Origin of the sequence: Streptomyces sp. NPDC020983 (assembly GCF_044333485.1) — a bacterium.
Taxonomy (GTDB): Bacteria; Actinomycetota; Actinomycetes; order Streptomycetales; family Streptomycetaceae; genus Actinacidiphila.
In genome coordinates this window covers 586,320-605,451 of record NZ_JBIRRA010000005.1, presented here as the reverse complement: position 1 = coordinate 605,451, position 19,132 = coordinate 586,320, and the positions used below count along the sequence as shown (strand labels likewise).

Sequence of the window (19,132 nt, the reverse complement as noted above, 5' to 3'; positions counted from 1 at the left end):
CCGGGGCGATGCCCTGACGCGCGCGCGGCCCGGCTGACAGACTGGCCGGGTGCGCGACTACGACATACTGGTGATCGGTTCGGGCCCTGGCGGGCAGAAGGCGGCCATCGCGGCCGCGAAACTCGGCAGGCGGGCGGCCCTGGTGGACCGCTCCGACCGGCTGGGCGGGGTGTCCCTGCACACCGGCACGATCCCGTCCAAGACGCTGCGCGAGGCGGTGCTCTACCTCACCGGCCTCAACCAGCGGGATCTGTACGGGCAGAGCTACCGGCTCAAGGAGGACATCACCGTCGCCGACCTGACGGCCAGGACGCAGCACGTCGTCGGCCGGGAGGTGGACGTGGTGCGCAGCCAGCTGTCCCGCAACCGCGTCACGGTGCTGGACGGCACCGGGCACTTCCTGGACGAGCACACCGTGGCCGTGACCGGCCGGGGCGGCCAGGAGCAGGTGGTGACCGCCGACCGGATCGTCATCGCCACGGGGACCCGGCCCGCCCGCCCGGCGAGCGTGGAGTTCGACGACCGCACGGTGATGGACTCCGACAGCGTGCTGCGCATGGAGCGGGTGCCGAGCTCGATGGTGATCGTCGGCGCCGGTGTGATCGGCATGGAGTACGCGTCGATGTTCGCCGCGCTCGGCAGCCGGATCACGGTGGTCGAGCAGCGCGAGGGCATGCTGGAGTTCTGCGACGCGGAGATCGTCGAGGCGCTCCGCTACCACCTGCGCGACCTCGGGGTGACCTTCCGCTTCGGGGAGACCGTCGCGGCCGTGGAGCGGCACGAGAACGGCACGCTCACGGTGCTGGAGAGCGGCAAGAAGATCGCGGCCGACGCCGTCATGTACTCCGCGGGCCGGCAGGGCCTCACCGACGGGCTCGGGCTGGAGCGGGCGGGCCTGGCGGCGGACGGGCGGGGCCGGCTCGCCGTGGACGAGCACTACCGCACGGCGGTGCCGCACATCTACGCCGTCGGCGACGTCATAGGCTTCCCGGCGCTCGCCGCCACCTCGATGGAGCAGGGCCGCTGCGCCGCCTACCACGCCTTCGGCGAGCCGGCGCACGCGCTCGCGGACCTCCAGCCGATCGGCATCTACACGATCCCGGAGATCAGCTTCGTCGGGCGCACCGAGGACGAGCTCACCGACGCCTCGGTGCCCTTCGAGGTCGGCGTCTCGCGCTACCGCGAGCTGGCCCGAGGCCAGATCATCGGCGACGCCCACGGCATGCTGAAGCTGCTGGTGTCACCGCAGGACCGGCGGCTGCTGGGCGTGCACTGCTTCGGCACCGGCGCGACGGAGCTGATCCACATCGGGCACGCCGTGATGGGCTGCGGCGGCACGGTGGACTACCTGGTCGACGCGGTGTTCAACTACCCGACCCTCGCGGAGTCGTACAAGGTCGCGGCGCTCGACGTCACCAACCGCATGCGGCAGGTCGACCGGCTCGGCGACTGACGCCGGGGGCCGCCCCCACGGGCGCCCACCGGGACAACTCCCGGTGGGCGCCCGGGCATTGACAACGACGGTCGCCGTGTCAACTATGGGAGCGCTCCCACGCACTGCGCACACCCCCCACGTCACACCTCGCGAAGGTGAGAGACCGTTGCGTCCAGGCATTGCGAAAAGCTCGGCACATCCCCGCAGACGGCTCGCCGCCTGCGCCTCCGCGCTGGCGCTCGGCGCCGCGCTGCTGGCCGGCGGCGGTACGGCGCTGGCCGACGACCCGGGCGCCCCGGCCCCCCAGCCCGTCGGCGTCACCGTGAACGCGGCCGAGGGCCAGGGGACCATCCCCGACACCGCCTACGGGCTCAACAGCGCGGTGTGGGACGCCCAGATGAACGTCCCCCAGGTGCAGAACCTGCTGTCGGCCGCGAACATCGGCATGATGCGCTACCCCGGCGGCTCCTACGGCGACATCTACCACTGGGTCGACAACACCGCCCCCGGCGGCTACGTCGCGCCCGGCACCGACTTCGACGCCTTCATGGGCACCGTCAAGAAGATCGGCGCCCAGCCCATCCTCATCGCCAACTACGGCTCCGGCACCCCGCAGGAGGCCGCGGACTGGGTGCGCTACGCCAACGTCACCAAGGGCTACGGCGCGAAGTTCTGGGAGGTCGGCAACGAGCTGTACGGCAACGGCCACTACGGCAGCGGCTGGGAGACCGACAACCACGCCGACACCTCGCCGGCGGCCTACGCGCACAACGTGGTGGACTACGTCACCGCGATGAAGGCCGTCGACCCGACGGTCAAGGTCGGCGCGGTGCTGACGCTGCCCGGCAACTGGCCGGACGGCGTGATGGCGTCCGGCGAGACATCGGACTGGAACCACACGGTGATCCCGCTCGTCGCCGGCAAGGCCGATTTCGTCATCGTGCACTGGTACCCGGGCGGTTCGGACGCGGCGGGGATGCTGAACACCCCCTCCCAGCTGTCGGGGGAGCTGGCCCAGCTGCACGACCAGCTCGCCGAGGCCGGCGCGCCCGACATGCCGGTCGCGCTGACCGAGCTGAACTCCAACGTCTTCGAGGACACCCAGCCCAACGCGCTGTTCGGCGCCGACGCGTACCTGACGGCGCTGCAGAACGGCGTCTTCACCGTCGACTGGTGGGACACCCACAACGGGCCCGGCGCGATCAGCACCGCCCCGGACGGCGCGACGGACTTCAACGACTACGGCATCCTGTCCAGCGGCACCTGCGTCGGCGACGTGTGCGAGCCGCCGCTCAACACGCCCTTCGCGCCCTACCACGCCATCTCGATGCTCAGCCACCTCGGCAGGCCCGGCGACCAGCTGATCGGCGCGGCCAGCGGCAGCCCGCTGGTGGCGGCGCACGCCGTGCACCGCAAGAACGGCGACCTGAGCGTCATGCTCATCAACAAGGACCCGGCCAAGGCGCAGACGGTCGCGCTGAACTACGCGAACTTCCTCCCGGACGGCTCGGCGGCCACCGTCGACACCTTCCGCGACCAGGCCTCGTCCATCGACAGCGCCACCGCGCCGAACACCGGCACCTGGACGCTGCCGCCGTACTCGATCACCACCGTGACCGTGCACCCCAGGGCCGGCAGCGGCTCGGCCCTCAGCGCGCCGGGCGCGCCGAAGGTCACCGCCGCGGGCGCCACCACCGCCACCGTCAGCTGGACGCCCTCGACCGGCGGCAAGGTCGACCGCTACGAGGTCTACCGGCAGATCGGCGCCAACAGCGAGCTCGTGGCGACCTCCACCGGCACCTCCGCGACCGTCCACAACCTGGTGCCCGGCAGCACCGGCACCTGGAACATCCTGGCCAGGGACTCCAACGGCCACCTGTCGCGGCCCTCGGACCCGCTCACCGTCCGCACCGGCACCCCGCAGGACTCCACCTGCAAGGTGTCGTACGACCTGACGGCGGGCTGGGGCAACGGCTTCAACGCCAACGTGACGGTCACCAACACCGGGCCGGCGACCATCACCGGCTGGACGCTCGCCTTCACCTTCCCCAGCAGCGGCGAGTCGGTCAGCGGCTTCTGGAACGCCAACCTGAAGTCCGACGGCGGCACCGTGACGGCGACCCCGGTGGACTGGAACGCCACGCTCGCCCCGAACGGCGGCAACTCGGCGACCTTCGGCTTCACCGGTGCCAACAACGGCGCCTACCAGCCGCCGACGGTCTTCACCCTCAACGGGACGGTCTGCACCACCGTGTGACGTCCTCCCCCTCCGGACCGCCCTGCCGCGTCCGGCGCCCGCCGAGGGCGCCGGACGCGGCAGGCGCTCCTCCCGGCGCCCGCCGCGCTCCTACGGCTGCCCGCCCGCCGGCGGGCGCCGGGTCGCGGTCCAGGCCAGCAGGTCGTCCGCCGTCCAGGTCGTCACCACGCGGCGGGCGGGAACGCCGGCCTCGGCCGCGCGGGCGCAGCCGTGCACCTGCCAGCCGAGCTGGCCGGGCGCGTGGGCGTCGCTGTCGATCGCGAAGAGCACCCCGGCGTCCCTGGCCAGGGCCAGCAGCCGGCGCGGCGGGTCGAGCCGCTGCGGGCTGCTGTTGATCTCCACCGCCGTGCCGGCCGCGGCGCACGCGGCGAACACCGCTTCGGCGTCGAAGGAGGACTCCGGGCGGGTGCGGCGCCCGCCGACGAGCCGTCCGGTGCAGTGGCCGAGCACGTCCACCAGCGGGTTGCCGACCGCGGCGAGCAGCCGGCGGGTGAAGGCGGGCGCGGCCATCCGCAGCTCGGAGTGCACCGAGGCGACCACGACGTCCAGCCGGGCGAGCAGCTCGTCCTCCTGGTCGAGCGAGCCGTCCGGGAGGATGTCGCACTCGATACCGGTCAGCAGCCGGAAGGGCACGGGGTCCCGTGCGAACTGCTCGTTCAGCTCGGCGACGGTGTCGAGCTGGCGGCGCAGCCGGTCCGCGGTCAGCCCGCGGGCGATGCGCAGCCGCGGCGAGTGGTCGGTGAGCACCGCCCACTCGTGCCCGGCGGTGCGGGCGGCGCGCGCCATCACGGAGATCGGGCTGTTGCCGTCGGACCAGTCGGAGTGCAGGTGGCAGTCGCCGCGCAGCGCGGCGAGCAGGGCCGCGCCGCCGGAGACGGGCGCACCGCCGTGCTCGCGTTCGAGGTCGGCGAGGTAGGCGGGGGTGCGCCCGGCGGCGGCCTCGGCGAGCACCGTGCCGGTGGTGCTGCCGATGCCCTTGAGATCGGTGAAGCGGCGGGCCGCCGTGCGCCGCTCCAGCTCGCCGGGCGGCAGTCCGGCGAGCACGGCGGCGGCGTTGCGGAACGCGCGGATGCGGTAGACGGGCGCGTCGGCGCGTTCCAGCAGGAAGGCGATCCGCTCCAGTGCCTCGATCGGCTCCATGGACACCCGCCTTCCCGGCCCGGCCCCGCGGCTAACGGCGGGGCGCACCAGGTCACACGTTCGCGGCCCGCGGCCGGTGTGCCGGGTGGTCAGACGAGGGGCACGCCGAGGGCGTCCCAGCTCTCGCGGCCGGGCGGCCATTTCAGCGCGTCGCCGGTCCAGCCCTTGTGGTGCTCGGCGCTGTACTTGCGCTGCCACGCCTCGTAGGAGGCGATGTCGCCGGAGCCGATGACGTCCTTGTTCGCGGTGCTGCGGTAGTGGTCGCAGCCGACGGCGACCAGCCGGTCGTGCATGGCCGCCACGACCGGCGAGCGGCGGCCGGTGGTGAACCACTCGGCGCCCGGGAAGGGCTCCTGGCGCGGCGCGGCGGCACTCCTGCCCGCCCAGGCGTGCAGGGCGGCGCGGTCCTTGAAGTTGCCGACGTTGCGGTCGAGGCCGCCGGCCTCGCTGTACTGGTGGAAGAGCCAGGGGTGCTCGACCCGCGGGTGGCCCCTGGGCGCCGAGGGGTCGGCGATCCACAGGCCGTCCGCGCAGTAGGAGGTGTGGTCGCGGTGCAGCCAGAAGTCGCGGTTGCAGTACAGGACCACGCGGTGCTCGGGCGCCTTGGCCCTGACGTGCCGCAGCCAGGCGTCCTTGTGGGCGCCGGACACGCCGGAGTCCTCCCAGTCGAAGGCCAGGAAGTCCCCGGCCTTCGCCCCGGCGTGCGCCAGGAAGTAGTCCGCCTGGCCGCTCGCGGATCCGGGCCGGGCGAAGTGGTAGTGGCCGACCACCAGTCCGTGCGCGCGGGCGTGCGCGACCTGCCCGGCGTGCCGGGGATTGGTGTAGCTCGACCCCTCGGTGGCCTTGACGACGACGAAGTCCAGGCCGCTGGTGCTGTAGTCGCTGCTCTGGTACGAGGCGACATCGATGCCGTTGACCGTCACGGCGGTCCCTTTCGGTGCTCGTGCGCCGGTGGCGCGGTGGTGCGGTGGTGCGGTGGTGCTGGGCTCGAAGAGGTTGCCGGGCTGGGGGGTTCGCGGTGCGGGCGCGGTCAGTGCACGGGGCCGACGTCGAAGGTGTCGCCGCAGACCACCGGGTTCGCCGTGGCCAGCGTCATGGACTGGGTCGATCCGGGCGGGTAGACCATGATCAGCGTCGGCGTGCGCCAGCAGCCGCCGTCCCTGACGCCCTGGTTGAGGGTGTGCAGGTCCGCCTCGACCGTCTGCCCCGGCGCGATCCGCACCGCGGCCGCCTTGACCGCCTGGCGGGTGGCGGGCTTGCCGATGACGCTGCCGTCGCCGCGCAGCAGGGACACACCCGGGAAGCCGTCGAGGGTGCAGCTGTGCCGGGTGGTGTTGGTGAAGACCAGCGGGTAGTAGACGTTGCCCGCTCCCGGGTCGCCGCGCCCCAGGGTCATCGTGAGGTCGGTGACGGTGCAGCGGGCGGTGGCCTGCTGCGACGTACCGCCCGAGGAGCCGGACGATCCGGAGGACGCCGGGGGCGCGGTGGTGCCGGACGGCGGCGCCGGGGTGCCGGTGGCCGGGCCGGTGGGCGCCGCGGTGCCGGACGTGGTGGCCGGGGCGGAGGCCGGGGTGTCGTTGCCGTCGGTGGCCGGCGACGCGGACGAGCCGTCGCCGCTGTTGCACCCGGCGGCCGCGGCGGACAGCAGCGCCACCGCCGCGGCGGTGAGAACGGCCGGACGGCGCCGCGACCGCGACCGGTCCGCCGCCCCGGGGTGAGAGGACGAAGTAGCCATACTGGTCGGTTTCTCACGCCGGGCCCGCTTCGAACCCCGCCGGGGCCGATTGTTGCCGTTTCCGCACATTGTCACCGCCCGGAACACCGGAAACGGCACACGCGTACGACGCGGGCGCGTACGTACGAACCGTCGCCCCGCCGGCCCCGCCGGCGTCAGTCGCGCTCGCGGCGGCGCTTGCGGATCTGCCACACCACCAGCGCCACCACCACGACCACCGCGACCACGACCGCCACGGCGGTGCCCGCCGTCTTCTCCACGCGCTTGTAGGCGCTGCCGGCGAAGTAGCCCAGCAGGGTGAAGCCGACGCCCCACACCAGCCCGCCCAGCGCGTTGAAGAGCAGGAACGTCGGGTACCGCATCCGCGAGATACCGGCGAGGGCGGGCATCATGGCGCGGAAGAAGGCGATGAAGCGCCCGAGGAAGACCGCGGCGGGGCCGCGCCTGCGGATGAAGTCCCGCGCCTGGTCGATCCGCTCGCGGTGCCCCCGCAGCGTCCTGACCTCCAGGATGCGCGGCCCGTAGCGGCGGCCGACCTCGTAGCCGACCGAGTCCCCGGCCACCGCCGCCAGGACGACCACGGCGGCCAGCCAGTACACCGAGACCCGCCCCTCGTTGGCGATCACCCCGCCCAGCACCACGGCGGTCTCGCCGGGCAGCACGAAGCCGAAGAAGAGCGCGTCCTCGCAGAAGACGAGGGCCCCCACGACGGCGTAGACGGCGGGGCCTGACAAGCGCGAGAGCCAGTCGGTGATGGAGTGCATGGAGGAAGCCTTCCCCCGCACGGCCGCATCCCCGCACGCGCCGCGCGTCCGACCGGGATACCGGGCCGCCGCGCGGCGGGCGGCGTGTTCCGGCCCCGCGCGGGCAGGCGGTCCACGGGCGGGTGTTCGGGGGTGACATTCGGGGGGTGAAAGAGGCGTTGGGCGCGCATTCACACACTCCTCACCGGAAATTACCTTCCTCGGCCGCAACGGGACGGGCCGCCGGCTCGTCCCATGAGTACGGGCACACGGCAGGAGGCGGGACCATGGCGGGGGTGGGGACGGCGGCGGTACGGCGGACCGGGGCGGCGGTGGCGGCGGGGGCGGCCCTGCTGGTGTGGCTGCCGGGGACGGCGCAGGCGGCGCCGGGCGACCCGGGCGGCGGCTGGACGCTGTCCGGCTTCACCGCGCAGCCCGCCACGACGGACTACGCCGACCGCACGGTGACGCTGGAGGGGCGGCTGGAGCGGAGCGGCCGGGAGGACGCCGGCCCGCGGGAGCCCGCGGCGGGCGCGACGGTGGACCTCGTCGCCGGCGACCCGTCCGGCGCCGGGCAGCTGCTCGGCACCGTCCTGACCGGTCCGGGCGGCGCCTTCCGGCTGCCCGGCGCGCGGATCGGGCTGCGCCCGGCGGGCGCGGGCGCCGGGCCCTGGACCGTGCCGGTGCACGCGCTGCACCGCGCGCCCGGCCCCGGAGGCGGCACGTACGGCGACTGGGACGCCGACGCCGAGGCCGACGTCACGGCGGTGCCCAGCGCCGTACGGCTGACGGCCGCCTACGCGCTGGGCGCCCCGGGCCCCGCGGGCCGCCCCGTCACCGCCGCGGGCCTCGTCGAGCGGGCGGCGGACGGCGGCTGGCTGCCGGTCGCCGGCGTGCCGGTGCGGATCGGCTACCGGCCCGGCGACGGTTCCGCGCCGGTGACCCGTACGGTGCGGACCGGGGCCGACGGACGCTTCCGCGCGGACGTCACCGCGGCAGTGGACGGGACGGCGACCACCGCGCTGGACGCCGCGGACGACCCTTACCTCGACACGAGCGGCGCCGCGCCGCACACCCTCCGGGTCGTCGTCGCGCCCCCGGCCCCGGCGCCCGCCACGACCGCGGCCACCACCGCGCCGCAGCGCGCCGCCCCGGCGGTCCGGCACCGCAGCGCCGCGCCCGCCACGACGGCCGCCCGCAGGCCCGGCGCCACGCCGTCCCCCACGCCGACCGCCGCGGGCGCCGTCCCGCAGTCCGGCAGCCTCGCGCTGACCGGCTCCGGCGGCTTCACCCGCGCGGCCTTCCTGACCGGCGGCAGCACCCTGATCGCGGCGGGCCTGCTGCTCGCGGTGGCCCGCCGCCGCATGACCCGGGCGGCGGGCTGAGGCGTACAGGACCCGGCGGACAGCGGGCGGCCCGCGGGCTCAGCCGCCGTAGAGCTGCCGGTAGGAGGGGAAGTCGCCGCCCGGGCCCGTGACGGGCTCGGCCGCCAGCACGGCGTTGCGCACCGCGCGGGCCAGGGTGTCGGCACCCGCGGCGAGGACGGCGTTGAGGGCGCCCGCCGCGAGGTGGACGCCGAACGCGGGGTCTGCGGGGGCGCCGTCCGCGGCCGGGACCAGCGGGCGGCGGCCGGTGGCCATGGCGAAGACGGTGTCGCCGTCGGAGAGCAGGTGCACGGGCCGGACGGCGCGGGCCAGCCCGTCGTGGGCGGTGCCCGCGAGCTTGTGGGCCTGGGAACGGGAGAGGTCCGCGTCGGTGGCGACGACCGCGAGGGTGGTGTTCAGCGGCCGCGCCGCCTGCTCTGCGCCCCGCGCGGCCGCGGCGGCCAGGCGCTCGCGGGCCCGCTCCCGTACGTCCTGCGGTACGGGCGTGCAGCCGGGGGGCGCGGCCCAGAGCAGGCCGGTGGCGGGGTCGACGGGCGAGCCCGCCGCGTTGACGACCGCGAGGGCGGCCACGGTGACGCCCGAGGGCAGTACGGTGCTCGCGGTGCCGGTGCCGCCCTTGAGGCCGCCGGCGACCGCGCCCGTCCCGGCCCCGGTACCGCCCTGCGGCACGGGCGCGCCCTCCGGGGAGGCGGCCGCCGCCTCGGCCGCCGCACGGCCCATCGCGGCGTCCGGGCGGGCGTGCCAGTCACCGCCGCGCCCGAGGTCGAAGAGGGCGGCGGCGGGCACCACCGGCACGACGCGCCCGGGGCCGCCGACCGGGAAGCCGCGGCCCTGCTCCTCCAGCCAGGCCGCGACGCCCGAGGCCGCGTCCAGGCCGAAGGCACTGCCGCCGGCCAGCACGACGGCCTCGATCCGGGGGACGAGGTTGCGCGGGTCGAGCGCGTCGGTCTCCCGGGTGCCGGGGCCGCCCCCGCGGACGTCGACGGCGGTCACCGCGCCGCCGGGCGGGGCGAGGACGACGGTGACGCCGGTGAGCCAGCCGTCACCGGTGCGCTGGGCGTGCCCGACCCGCAGTCCGGCCACGTCGGTCAGCGCGTCGGCCGCGCCGGGAACCGTACCGTGCTCCATGAGGCCTCCTCCTGGCGTCCGGGCGGGTGTCAGGCCGCGCCGTGCCGGCCTGTGCCGCCGGCGGGGCGGGCGCCGGGGACGCCGTGCGCGTCCAGGACCGCGAGGAAGGCGGCGACGTCCGCGGGCGTGACGAGCGCGCGCACCCGCCGGCCGACGTCCAGCAGCACGCCCTCGCTCTTGCGCATCCGGCCCGGGTCGAGGCTCGCCCACACCGTCCAGTTGGCGGTGCCCCACACCCGGAACTGCCCGGTCATCGGGCCGAGCCGGACGCGCTTGGCGGCCGCGAGCGAACCGTAGGGGATCTTCCTGGTGCCCCAGGGGAAGTAGTAGCCGCGGATGCGTACCGCGTCGTCGGTGCAGCGGATCCAGGTGTCCCGGTAGGTCGCGGTCATGCGTCCAGTGTCCTCCGGCGCGCGGGCCCGCAGGGGCCCGGCTCACGGAAGGCCCCTCCCCCGGCGCCGGTCAGTGGCCCGCGGTGGCCTTGAGGCCGACGACGGCGACGATCAGCAGGGCCACGAAGAAGATCCGCGCGGCGGTCGCGGGCTCGCCCAGGAGCACCATTCCGGCGACGGCCGCACCGGCCGCGCCGATCCCGACCCACACGCCGTACGCCGTGCCGATGGGCAGCGTGCGGGCGGCCCGGGAAAGCAGCACCATGCTGGCGGCGATGCCCGCGCCGGTGGCCACGCTGGGCCACAGCCGGGTGAAGCCGTCGGTGTACTTCATACCGACCGACCAGACGACCTCGAGCAGACCTGCGACGACAAGAAGGACCCATGCCATGACGGCACCTCCGTGATCGGGATGTACGGGGGTGCGCCGTCTTTGCAGGGTCCCGGTACGACGCGCTCGTCGGGTCCGCCCCAGGCTAGCAAATACCCCCATTGCGGTCATACGCGCGGGGCCGCGCCCGCGCTCCGCGACCGGCGGCGGCGCCCGGGCCTCGCCCCCGACCGTTTTCCGCCGCCCGCCGTGTCTGCACGGGCAGGACAGCTCCGCACGCCGCGGCGGGCGGAGGGAGCGGGAAGCAGAGGGAGAACGGTGGCTACCGAGAAAGTACGGATGACGTCGGCGCAGGTCTGGATCCTGGGCCTGGCCTCGGCGGCGTCGTTCATGATGTCGCTGGACAGCGTGGTCGTCACGACGATCCTGGGCACGATCCGGGAGGACCTGACGGCGTCGACCGCCGCGCTGGAGTGGGTCGTCAACGCCTACAACCTGACCTTCGCGGCGCTGCTGCTGACCGGATCGGCGCTCGGCGACCGGTTCGGGCGGCGGCGCGTCTTCACCGCCGGGCTCGCGCTCTTCACCGTCGCGTCGGTGGCGTGCGCGCTGTCGCCGGACGTGGGCGCGCTGATCGCCTTCCGGGCGCTGCAGGGCGCGGGCGCCGCCATGGTGCTGCCGCTGTCGCTCACCATGGTCGGCGCGGCCTTCCCGCCGCAGCAGCGCGGCAAGGCGATGGGCCTGTACCTGGGGGTCACGGGCCTGGCGACCTTCAGCGGGCCCTTCGTCGGCGGGGTCATCGCCGAGGGGCTGGCCTGGCAGTGGGTGTTCTGGCTGAACCTGCCGGTGGGCCTGGTGACCATGGCGCTCACCGCGCGCCGCATCGCCGAGAGCTCGGGCCCCGGTGCCCGGTTCGACCTGCCGGGCGTGCTGCTGGTCACGGGCGGCGCCTTCGGCCTGGTCTGGGGCCTGGTGCGGGGCAACACCGCGGGCTGGGGCAGCGCGGAGGTGCTGGCCGCCTGGGCGGCCGGGGCGGTGCTGCTGGTGGCGTTCGTCCGCTGGGAGCAGCGCACGCCCGCACCGATGCTGCCGATGCGCTTCTTCCGGCTGCGCGCCTTCGCAACCGCCAACCCGGCGAACTTCCTGGTCTTCGCCTCGCTGTACGGCACGCTCTTCTTCCTGGCGCAGTACTTCCAGACGGTGCGCGGCCAGGGGCCGCTGGGCGCGGGCCTGCGGCTCATGCCGTGGACGGCGACGCTGATGGTGTGCGCGCCGATCGCGGGGCGGCTCACCGACCGCTTCGGGGAGCGGGCGTTCGTCGCGGGCGGGCTGCTGCTCCAGGCCGCGGGCATGACGTGGATCGCGGCGGTCGCGGACACCGGCACCGCGTACCCGCGGCTGCTGCCGGGACTGATCGTCAGCGGCGTCGGGCTGACGATGGCGATGCCGGCGGCCCAGCGCGCCGTGGTCGGCGCGGTGCGGCCGCAGGAGATCGGCCAGGCGTCGGGCGCGTTCATGATGCTGCGGATCTTCGGCGGGGTCTTCGGCACCGCGGTGACCGTGGCCGTCTTCGCCGGGCGCGGCGGCTACGCCTCCGGCGCCGACTTCGGCCGCGGCTTCACCGCGGCGATGGCGGCGGTCGCGGGCTACGCGTTCCTGGGCATGCTCGTCGCCCTGGGCATTCCGGCCCGCCGCCCCGCCCCCGCACCGGCCGCCCCCGCGCAGCCGCGCGACGCGGACCCCGCGCCGGCCGCCCGGCCCTGAGCAGCCGCCCGCGCGGGGGGCCGCTCCCCCGCGCGGGCGGGTAGCGCGGAAGCGGGCACCTGCGGGCGCCGGGAAGGCTAGCCTGTCCCCGAACGCCTGATCTGCGACGGCCGGTGACGGGTGGGGAGCGGTTCATGAGGAGATACGGCGCGGTCCTGGCGGCGCTGGGACTGGCGGCGGCGTCCCTGACCGGCCTCGCCGCGGGGGGCCCGGCGAGCGCGCTGACACCGCCCGTGGCGATGACCGCGGACGACCTGCCGACCTGGCAGACCAACGGCGTGGTCTGGGCGCTGGCCCAGGCGAACGGCGTGGTCTTCGCCGGGGGCACCTTCTCCTCGGTGCGTCCGCCCGGCGCGGCGGCCGGCACCGGCGAGCAGCAGGCGCTCAACTTCCAGGCGTTCGACGCCGCGACCGGCGCCCCGACCTCCTGCCGGCTCTCCTTCACCGTCGGCAGCGGCACCGCCACCGTGCGGGCGCTCGCGGTGTCGCCGGACGGGAGGACGCTGTACGTCGGCGGCACCTTCGGCACCGCGGGCGGCGTCGCGGCCAGCAACCTGGCGGCGGTCGACATCGCGAGCTGCACCGTGCGCACCGACTTCAAGGTCGCGGTCTCCTCGCAGGTGCGCACCCTCCTGGCGACGGACGACACCGTCTACCTCGGCGGCGGCTTCACCTCGGTCGGCGGCCAGGCGCGGCAGCACTTCGCGGCGGTGAGCACCGCCGGCGCGCTGCGCCCCTTCGCGCCCGCGGCCGACAAGACGGGCAAGGCGCTGCTGCTCACCCCGGACGGCTCCCGGGTGGTCCTCGGCGGCGACTTCGACACCGTCAACGGGGCCGCCTCGCACGCGCTGGCGGTGGTGGACGCCACCACCGGTGCGAACGTCCGGACGTACCCGGGCTTCATCGGCGCGACCTCGACCGTGCAGGACCTCGCGTCCGACGCCACCGGCTTCTACACCGCCAACGAGGGCACGGGCGGCTTCGACGGCCGTATCGCCGTCAACTGGGCGACGCTGAACGAGCGGTGGCGCGACACGTGCCTCGGCGCGACCCAGGCGGTGCAGGTCTACCACGGCGTGCTCTACAGCGCCTCGCACGCCCACGACTGCTCCAGCATGGGCCAGTTCCCGCAGATGGACGACCGGCAGCACCTGCTGGCCGAGTCGGTCGGCAACCCCCGCCCGCTGCTGGGCTGGTTCCCGGACACCGACGACGGCCCGGCCGGCACCGAGCAGATCGGCCCGCGGGCCATGACGACCGCGAGCGCGAACGGCACCGACTACCTGTGGGTGGGCGGGGAGTTCACCCGCATCGCCAGCAACGGCAACCGGCTCCAGCAGGGCCTGGTCCGCTTCCCCAGCACCCCCGACACCCGCACCCCCAGCGTGCCGCAGCAGCCGACCGCCGTCACCGCCCCCAACGGGGTGCGCCTGACCTGGCAGGCCTCGCTCGACCTCGACGACACCGCGCTGACCTACACCGTCTACCGCAACGGGACCCGGATCGCCGTCCTCGGCGCCTCCTCCACCTTCTGGAACCCGGGGCGGGCGGCCTTCGCCGACACCACCGCGCAGCCGGGCACCACGTACAGCTACCAGGTCACGGCGGCGGACGCGGCGGGCAACACCAGCGCGAAGTCGCCGGCGGCGACCGTGACCACCTCCGGCACCCCGGCCACCACCACCGTGACCGTCCCGGCGGACGCCGACAGCTACACCAACGCCGCCGCGGCGAGCGCGAACTACGGCGGCGACCAGCAACTGGCGGTGCGCGGCAGCTCCGCCTACCGCACGTACCTGCACTTCACGCTGCCCGCGGCGCCCGCCGGCATGACGCTCAAGAGCGCGTCGCTCTCGGTGCGCACCAGCTCCGACGCCCTCGCCGCCTCCGCCGACACGCTCAGCGTGCAGCATGTCGCGGGCAGCTGGACGGAGACGGGCGTGACCTGGGCGAACCAGCCCGCCCCGGACGCCGGCGCGCTCGGCACCCTGCCCGCGCCGACCGCGCTGCAGACCGACTACACCGCCCCCCTCACCGCCTCGGCGCTGAGTCCCGCGCTCGGCGGCGGCTACGGCCTGGCGCTGACGTCCACGGGTACGGACTCGGCGTGGTTCTGGTCCCGCGAGGCGGCCGGGACGGCGGGCCACCCGCAGCTGACGCTGACCTTCGCCGCGTCCTGAGCCGCCCGCGGGGCGGTGCGGCCGTGGAACACGATGTAACGCGGACGCGCCCCCGCCGGGCCGCCCTTCCGTACACCGTCGTGCTCGCACCCCTGTCAGCGGGCCCACGGGCGCCGCTAGTCTGCTGCGCATGGAACAGTGCGGTGTAACGCGTGGCTAGGCAGCCGGGCCCCCGGGCGACGGTCCGGGCCATCGCGGCCGAGGCGGGCGTGTCGATCGCGACCGTCTCGCGGGTGATGAACGGCCACGCCTCCGTCACGCCCGGGACCCGCGAGGCGGTGCGCCGCGCGGCGGCCCGGCTGGGCGCCCGGTCCCCCGCCCGGCACGGCGCCGCGGACGGCGCGATCTACGTACGCTGCCCGTACGTCCTCAGCGACTACTTCGGGGTGATCGTCTCCTCGATCGCCGAGACGCTGGACCTGCACGGGCGGCGCCTGGTGCTCAGCGCGGGCGACGCGGCCCGCGACCGCGAGGTGCTGGGCGGCCTGCCCGGGGACCCGGCCCTCGCCGGCGCCGTGCTCGTCGTGCCGCCCGAGCCGGAACGGGACCTCGCGGCGCTGCGCGCGGCCGACTTCCCCTTCGTCGTCGTCGACCCGCGCACCCCGCTGCCGCAGGACATCGCCTCCGTCTCGGCCGCCAACCTCACCGCGGCGCGCGACGTCACCGCCCACCTGGTGCAGCTGGGCCACCGGCGGATCGGGGTGATCGGCGGCCCCGGCGACTGGCTCGCGAGCCGCTCCCGGCTCGCCGGGCACACCTCCGCGCTCGCCGACGCGGGAGTGCTGCCCTCCCCCGAACTGCTGCGCAGCATCGAGCCGACGGCGGACCGGGGGTACACCGCGGCCTGCGAGCTGCTCGACCTGCCCGAGCGGCCCACCGCCCTGGTCGCCTTCAACGACAAGGCCGCGGTCGGCGCGCTGCGCGCCGCGTACGAGCGGAGCCTGCGGGTGCCCGGGGACCTGTCGATCACCGGCTTCGACGACATCGACCTGAGCCGCAGCACCGTGCCGCGGCTGACGACCGTCCGCCAGCCGCTGGAGGAGATGGGCCGGATGGCCGTCTCCCTGCTCGTGCGGCTGCTGGACCGGCACACCGTGGACGCGCTGCACGTCGAACTGGCCACCCAGCTGGTCCTGCGCGGCTCCACCGGCCCGGCGCCGGCCGGCCCGCGATGACTTTCCCGCACGGGCCGGGTCTGTATTCCTGAGGGCCGCGTCCGCCCCCCTTCCCCTTCCCACCGTGCCGCTCGCGACGGCACGCGTTCCGGGACGGCGGGGGCCGGCGCCGCCCGCGGGTGCCCGCGGCGCTCTGCCCGGGCCGGACTGGAGGTCTTCCCCTTCCCATGACGACGACACCGTCGACACCGTCGACACCCTCGACTCCCCCTACGCCCCCGGCTCCTTCGGCACTCCCGGCTGCGGGCGGACGGGCATCCGGCCATCCGGACCCGCCGGGCCGTCCGGCGGCAGCGGCGGGCGGCGGGAGCGCGGCGCCCGGCCGGACGGCCTGGACACTGATCCTCGCCTCGCTGGGCGCCTTCCTGACCTCGCTCGACGTGGTGGTGGTCGCCACCGCGCTGCCCACGCTGCGCGACAGCCTGCACGCGAGCCTGGCCGACCTGGAGTGGACGCTCAACGGCTACAACCTCGCCTTCGCCTGCCTGATGCTCACCGGCGCGGCGCTCGGCGACCGCTTCGGACGGCGCCGGACGTACGCCCTCGGCGTCGCCCTCTTCACCCTGGCGTCGATCGCCTGCGCCAGCGCGGGCTCGGCGTCGGCGCTCATCGCCGCCCGGGTGGTGCAGGGCGCGGGTGCCGCGGTGGTGCTGCCGCTGACGCTCACCCTGATCAGCCACGCCTTCCCGGCGGAGAAGCGGGGCGCGGCGATCGGCGTGTGGGGCGCCGTCACCGGGCTCGGGGTCGCCCTGGGACCGGTGCTCGGCGGTGTGATCATCCAGGACATCGCCTGGCAGTGGATCTTCTGGATCAACGTGCCGGTCGGCGTCACCGTCGCCGTGCTGGCGTTCCTGGTGCTGGAGGAGAGCCGCGGCAGCCGCCCGCAGCTGGACCTGCCGGGCGTGGCCCTGGTCAGCGCCGGGCTGCTGGCCCTGGTGTGGGCGCCGGTGCGGGCGCCCTCGGTGGGCTGGGGTTCGGCGGAGGTCGCGCTCGCGCTCGCGGCGGGCGTGGTGCTCCTGGCCGGTTTCGTCGCCCGGCAGCGCAGGGCGCGCTTCCCGATGCTGCCGCTCGGCTACTTCCGGGTGCGCGGCTTCTCGGTGGCGAACGGGACCGTCTTCTTCATGATGTTCTCGCTCATCGGGTCGCTGTTCATGATCAGCCAGATGTTCCAGCTGGCCCTGGGCTACGACCCCTTGCAGACGGGCCTGCGCATCCTGGTGTGGACGGCGATGCCGATGCTCGTGGCACCGGTCGCCGGCACGCTGTCCGAACGGTTCGGCAACCGGCCCTTCATGGTGGTCGGCATGATCCTCCAGGCAGCCGGCCTGCTGTGGCTCGCCCTGGCCACGGACGCGGGCACCGGGTACGGCACCGTGGTCGGCCCGCTGATCGTGGCCGGCGTCGGGATCTCGCTGGTCTTCCCCACGGTGGCCAACGCGGTGGTCGGCGCGGTGCCGATCGAGGACGCGGCCGTCGCCGCGGGCACCAACAACACCGTGCGCGAGGCGGGCGGCGTCTTCGGCGTCGCCGTCGTGGTGGCCGTCTTCGCCGCCAACGGGGGCTACGGGTCGGCGAGTTCGTTCATGTCCGGCTTCCGGGCCGCCGAGGTCGTCGCCGCCGGGGCGGCCGTCGCCGGAGCGGCCGTCGCGCTGCTGGCACCGGGCAAGCGGCAGGAGGACGCCGCGCGCACGCCGCGCCCGGAAGCCGCCGTCGGCGCCTGACGTCACGGCCGCGGGCGAAGGAGACCGCCGCGGCACCCCGGGAGGGTGCCGCGGCGGTCTCCTTCGCCGCGTGTCAGGCGCGGGCGTTTGGCGGGACGCGGTCCGGGGGGCGGCCGAGGTAGGCGACGAGGCGGTCGCCCGGGCACGCCTGCGGCGCCGCGGGCACGGGCGCCGCGAAGAGCGCGGGGCGGGTGCCGGCGTCCGCCACCTGCGGGGCGCGGCGCAGGATGGCCACCGCGAGCGGCGCCGGGATGGGCCGGGCGCACCCGCACGCCTGGGCGACGTCCCAGCCGTGCACGGCCACCTCGAGCGCCCCGACCAGCGCCACCGTCTCCCCGGGTACGGGCATCCCGCCGACGGCCACGGGCGCGCCCGCAGGGCCCGGCCGGGACGCCCAGCACCGCCAGCTGTCCAGCAGCTCGCGCGCGCCCTCGCGGACGGCGGCGACCAGGTCGCCGGGCGGCGGGTCACCGGAACCTGCGGGCAGCAGCGCGACTCCCCCGCGGTCGGGGGCCTCCCGCAGCGCCGCCATCGACTCGTGCAGGTGCCGCAGCAGCCGCTCCAGGTCCCAGCCCGCGCAGGGGGTCGGCCGCCGCAGCCGGGCGGGCGTGACGGAGTCGACGCAGCCCAGCCCGTAGGCGACGGCCTCCTCCAGCAGCAGCGCCGCCCGGCCGCGTCCGGTCAGCGCAGCCATGACACCTCCGGTGAGCTGCCGGGGGCGAGGGCTCCGGGCAGGCCGAGGAGGGGGAAGAGCGCGGGGTCGCGGAAGACGGTCGCCCGCGCGACCTGCCGCCGGCGCAGCGTCAGGACGCTGACGGCGTGCGGGTGGAAGAACCCGTCCGCGCCGCGCCAGTAGAGCGCGAGGGCGGGCTGGCCGTCGTTGACGGTCAGCCCGCGCATCCGCTGGTCGGGGAGGACGGGGAAGACCTGCTGCCGGAGGAATTCGAGGGCGACCGAACGGTCGGCGAACCACACGGGCTCGGGCGGCATCTCCAGCCGCACGTCCTCGCGCAGCAGCCGGGCGAGGGCGGCGACGTCGGCCTCCCGGAAGGCCCGGGCGAAGCTCTCGACGAGTGCGCGGCCCTCCGCGTCGAGCGCGTCGTGGACGTCGTCCTCGCGGGGCGCCGCCCGCTCCAGCCGCTCCCGGGCGCGCTGGAGGGCGCTGTTGACGGCCGCGGTGCTGGTGCCGAGCAGCTCGGCGACCTCGGCGGCGCGCCAGGACAGCACGTCCCGCAGGATGAGCACCGCACGCTGCCGGGGCGGCAGTTCCTGCAGCGCGACGATCAGCGCGAGCCGTACGCTGCCGCGCAGGGAGACGACTGCGGCGGGGTCCGGCGGCGGGTCGGCCATCGGCTGCACCCACTCCACGCCGTCGGGAGCCGGCTCCGTGGGCGCGTGGGGGTCGTCGCTCGGCGCGCCGAGCCCGGCCGGCACGACCCGGCGGCTGCGGTGCTGCAGCGCGGTCAGGCAGGCGCTGGTGGCGATGCGGTAGAGCCAGAAGCGCAGCGAGGAGCGGCCCTCGAAGCCGCGGTGGCCGCGCCAGGCGCGCAGCAGCGTCTCCTGGACCAGGTCCTCCGCGTCGTGCACCGAGCCCAGCATCCGGTAGCAGTGCGCGAGCAGTTCGGGGCGGTAGGCGGCGGCCCGCTGCAGGAAGTCGTCGCCGTCGTCGGGTTCTGCGTGCGCGGTGGTGGTCTGACCGCTCAGGGTGTTCACGTGACCTCTCGGGTGCTCGGGGACCGGCGTCCA

The 19,132-nt window shown here is 75.6% G+C and carries 16 protein-coding genes and 1 riboswitch; of the genes, 7 read left to right on the top strand and 9 right to left on the bottom strand.

All coding sequences use genetic code 11. The features are described from left to right. Positions 1-49: 49 nt before the first annotated feature. Both sthA and ACH4SE_RS14285 read left to right on the top strand, forming a co-directional pair. Entirely contained in the window at positions 50-1,453 is a 1,404-nt protein-coding gene (sthA, locus tag ACH4SE_RS14290) for a Si-specific NAD(P)(+) transhydrogenase (protein WP_398543654.1), read from the top strand. Positions 1,454-1,601: 148 nt separating this feature from the next. Further along, positions 1,602-3,692 (top strand): cellulose binding domain-containing protein, encoded by a 2,091-nt coding sequence (locus tag ACH4SE_RS14285; protein WP_398543653.1) that lies wholly within the window; start codon positions 1,602-1,604, stop codon positions 3,690-3,692. Between the two features lie 90 nt (positions 3,693-3,782). Here the strand turns inward: ACH4SE_RS14285 and ACH4SE_RS14280 are convergent, their stop codons facing one another. The 4 genes from ACH4SE_RS14280 to ACH4SE_RS14265 all read right to left on the bottom strand — a co-directional run bounded on the left by ACH4SE_RS14280 (position 3,783) and on the right by ACH4SE_RS14265 (position 7,331). Then, positions 3,783-4,832: a PHP domain-containing protein gene (locus tag ACH4SE_RS14280; protein WP_398543652.1), complete on the bottom strand. Its 1,050-nt coding sequence runs from the start codon at positions 4,830-4,832 to the stop codon at positions 3,783-3,785. Between the two features lie 89 nt (positions 4,833-4,921). After that, the gene (locus tag ACH4SE_RS14275) at positions 4,922-5,755 is read right to left on the bottom strand and encodes a GH25 family lysozyme (protein ID WP_398543651.1); all 834 of its coding nucleotides are present in this window, start codon (positions 5,753-5,755) and stop codon (positions 4,922-4,924) included. 107 nt (positions 5,756-5,862) lie between these two features. Next, a complete protein-coding gene (locus tag ACH4SE_RS14270; RefSeq protein WP_398543650.1) occupies positions 5,863-6,567 on the bottom strand; it encodes a DUF4232 domain-containing protein in 705 nt (234 codons plus the stop codon). A gap of 155 nt (positions 6,568-6,722) precedes the next feature. After that, positions 6,723-7,331 carry a DedA family protein gene (locus tag ACH4SE_RS14265; RefSeq protein WP_398543649.1) on the bottom strand — a complete coding sequence of 203 codons (609 nt, stop codon included), beginning with the start codon at positions 7,329-7,331 and terminating at the stop codon, positions 6,723-6,725. Between the two features lie 266 nt (positions 7,332-7,597). On the opposite strand from ACH4SE_RS14265, the gene ACH4SE_RS14260 reads away from it, so the two are divergent. Then, on the top strand, positions 7,598-8,695 hold the full coding sequence (locus ACH4SE_RS14260; protein WP_398543648.1) for a hypothetical protein: 1,098 nt from the start codon (positions 7,598-7,600) through the stop codon (positions 8,693-8,695). A gap of 39 nt (positions 8,696-8,734) precedes the next feature. On the opposite strand, the gene ACH4SE_RS14255 is transcribed toward ACH4SE_RS14260, so the two are convergent. The 3 genes from ACH4SE_RS14255 to ACH4SE_RS14245 form a co-directional block, all read right to left on the bottom strand. After that, positions 8,735-9,823 carry a P1 family peptidase gene (locus ACH4SE_RS14255; protein ID WP_398543647.1) on the bottom strand — a complete coding sequence of 363 codons (1,089 nt, stop codon included), beginning with the start codon at positions 9,821-9,823 and terminating at the stop codon, positions 8,735-8,737. Between the two features lie 29 nt (positions 9,824-9,852). Continuing rightward, positions 9,853-10,215, bottom strand: a complete 363-nt coding sequence (locus tag ACH4SE_RS14250) for a hypothetical protein (protein WP_398543646.1) — start codon at positions 10,213-10,215, stop codon at positions 9,853-9,855. A gap of 70 nt (positions 10,216-10,285) precedes the next feature. Continuing rightward, positions 10,286-10,606, bottom strand: coding sequence for a DMT family transporter (locus ACH4SE_RS14245; RefSeq protein ID WP_398543645.1), 321 nt, complete (start codon positions 10,604-10,606; stop codon positions 10,286-10,288). A 30-nt stretch (positions 10,607-10,636) separates the two neighbouring features. Further along, a riboswitch (guanidine-III (ykkC-III) riboswitch) is annotated at positions 10,637-10,702 on the bottom strand. Between the two features lie 162 nt (positions 10,703-10,864). Here ACH4SE_RS14245 and ACH4SE_RS14240 point away from each other — a divergent pair. The 4 genes from ACH4SE_RS14240 (at position 10,865) to ACH4SE_RS14225 (ending at position 17,386) form a co-directional block, all read left to right on the top strand. Then, positions 10,865-12,310, top strand: a complete 1,446-nt coding sequence (locus ACH4SE_RS14240; protein WP_398543644.1) for an MFS transporter — start codon at positions 10,865-10,867, stop codon at positions 12,308-12,310. Between the two features lie 134 nt (positions 12,311-12,444). Next, complete coding sequence (locus tag ACH4SE_RS14235) at positions 12,445-14,490, top strand: DNRLRE domain-containing protein (protein ID WP_398543643.1); 2,046 nt, start codon at positions 12,445-12,447, stop codon at positions 14,488-14,490. Between the two features lie 152 nt (positions 14,491-14,642). Next, a complete protein-coding gene (locus tag ACH4SE_RS14230) occupies positions 14,643-15,665 on the top strand; it encodes a LacI family DNA-binding transcriptional regulator (RefSeq protein WP_398543642.1) in 1,023 nt (340 codons plus the stop codon). Positions 15,666-15,832: 167 nt separating this feature from the next. After that, a complete protein-coding gene (locus ACH4SE_RS14225) occupies positions 15,833-17,386 on the top strand; it encodes a DHA2 family efflux MFS transporter permease subunit (protein WP_398543641.1) in 1,554 nt (517 codons plus the stop codon). A 73-nt stretch (positions 17,387-17,459) separates the two neighbouring features. On the opposite strand, the gene ACH4SE_RS14220 is transcribed toward ACH4SE_RS14225, so the two are convergent. Beyond that, entirely contained in the window at positions 17,460-18,080 is a 621-nt protein-coding gene (locus ACH4SE_RS14220; RefSeq protein ID WP_398543640.1) for a TIGR03086 family metal-binding protein, read from the bottom strand. After that, a complete protein-coding gene (locus ACH4SE_RS14215; RefSeq protein WP_398543639.1) occupies positions 18,068-19,099 on the bottom strand; it encodes an RNA polymerase subunit sigma-70 in 1,032 nt (343 codons plus the stop codon). The genes ACH4SE_RS14220 and ACH4SE_RS14215 overlap by 13 nt, the downstream gene beginning before the upstream one ends. Between the last annotated feature and the right edge of the window lie 33 nt (positions 19,100-19,132).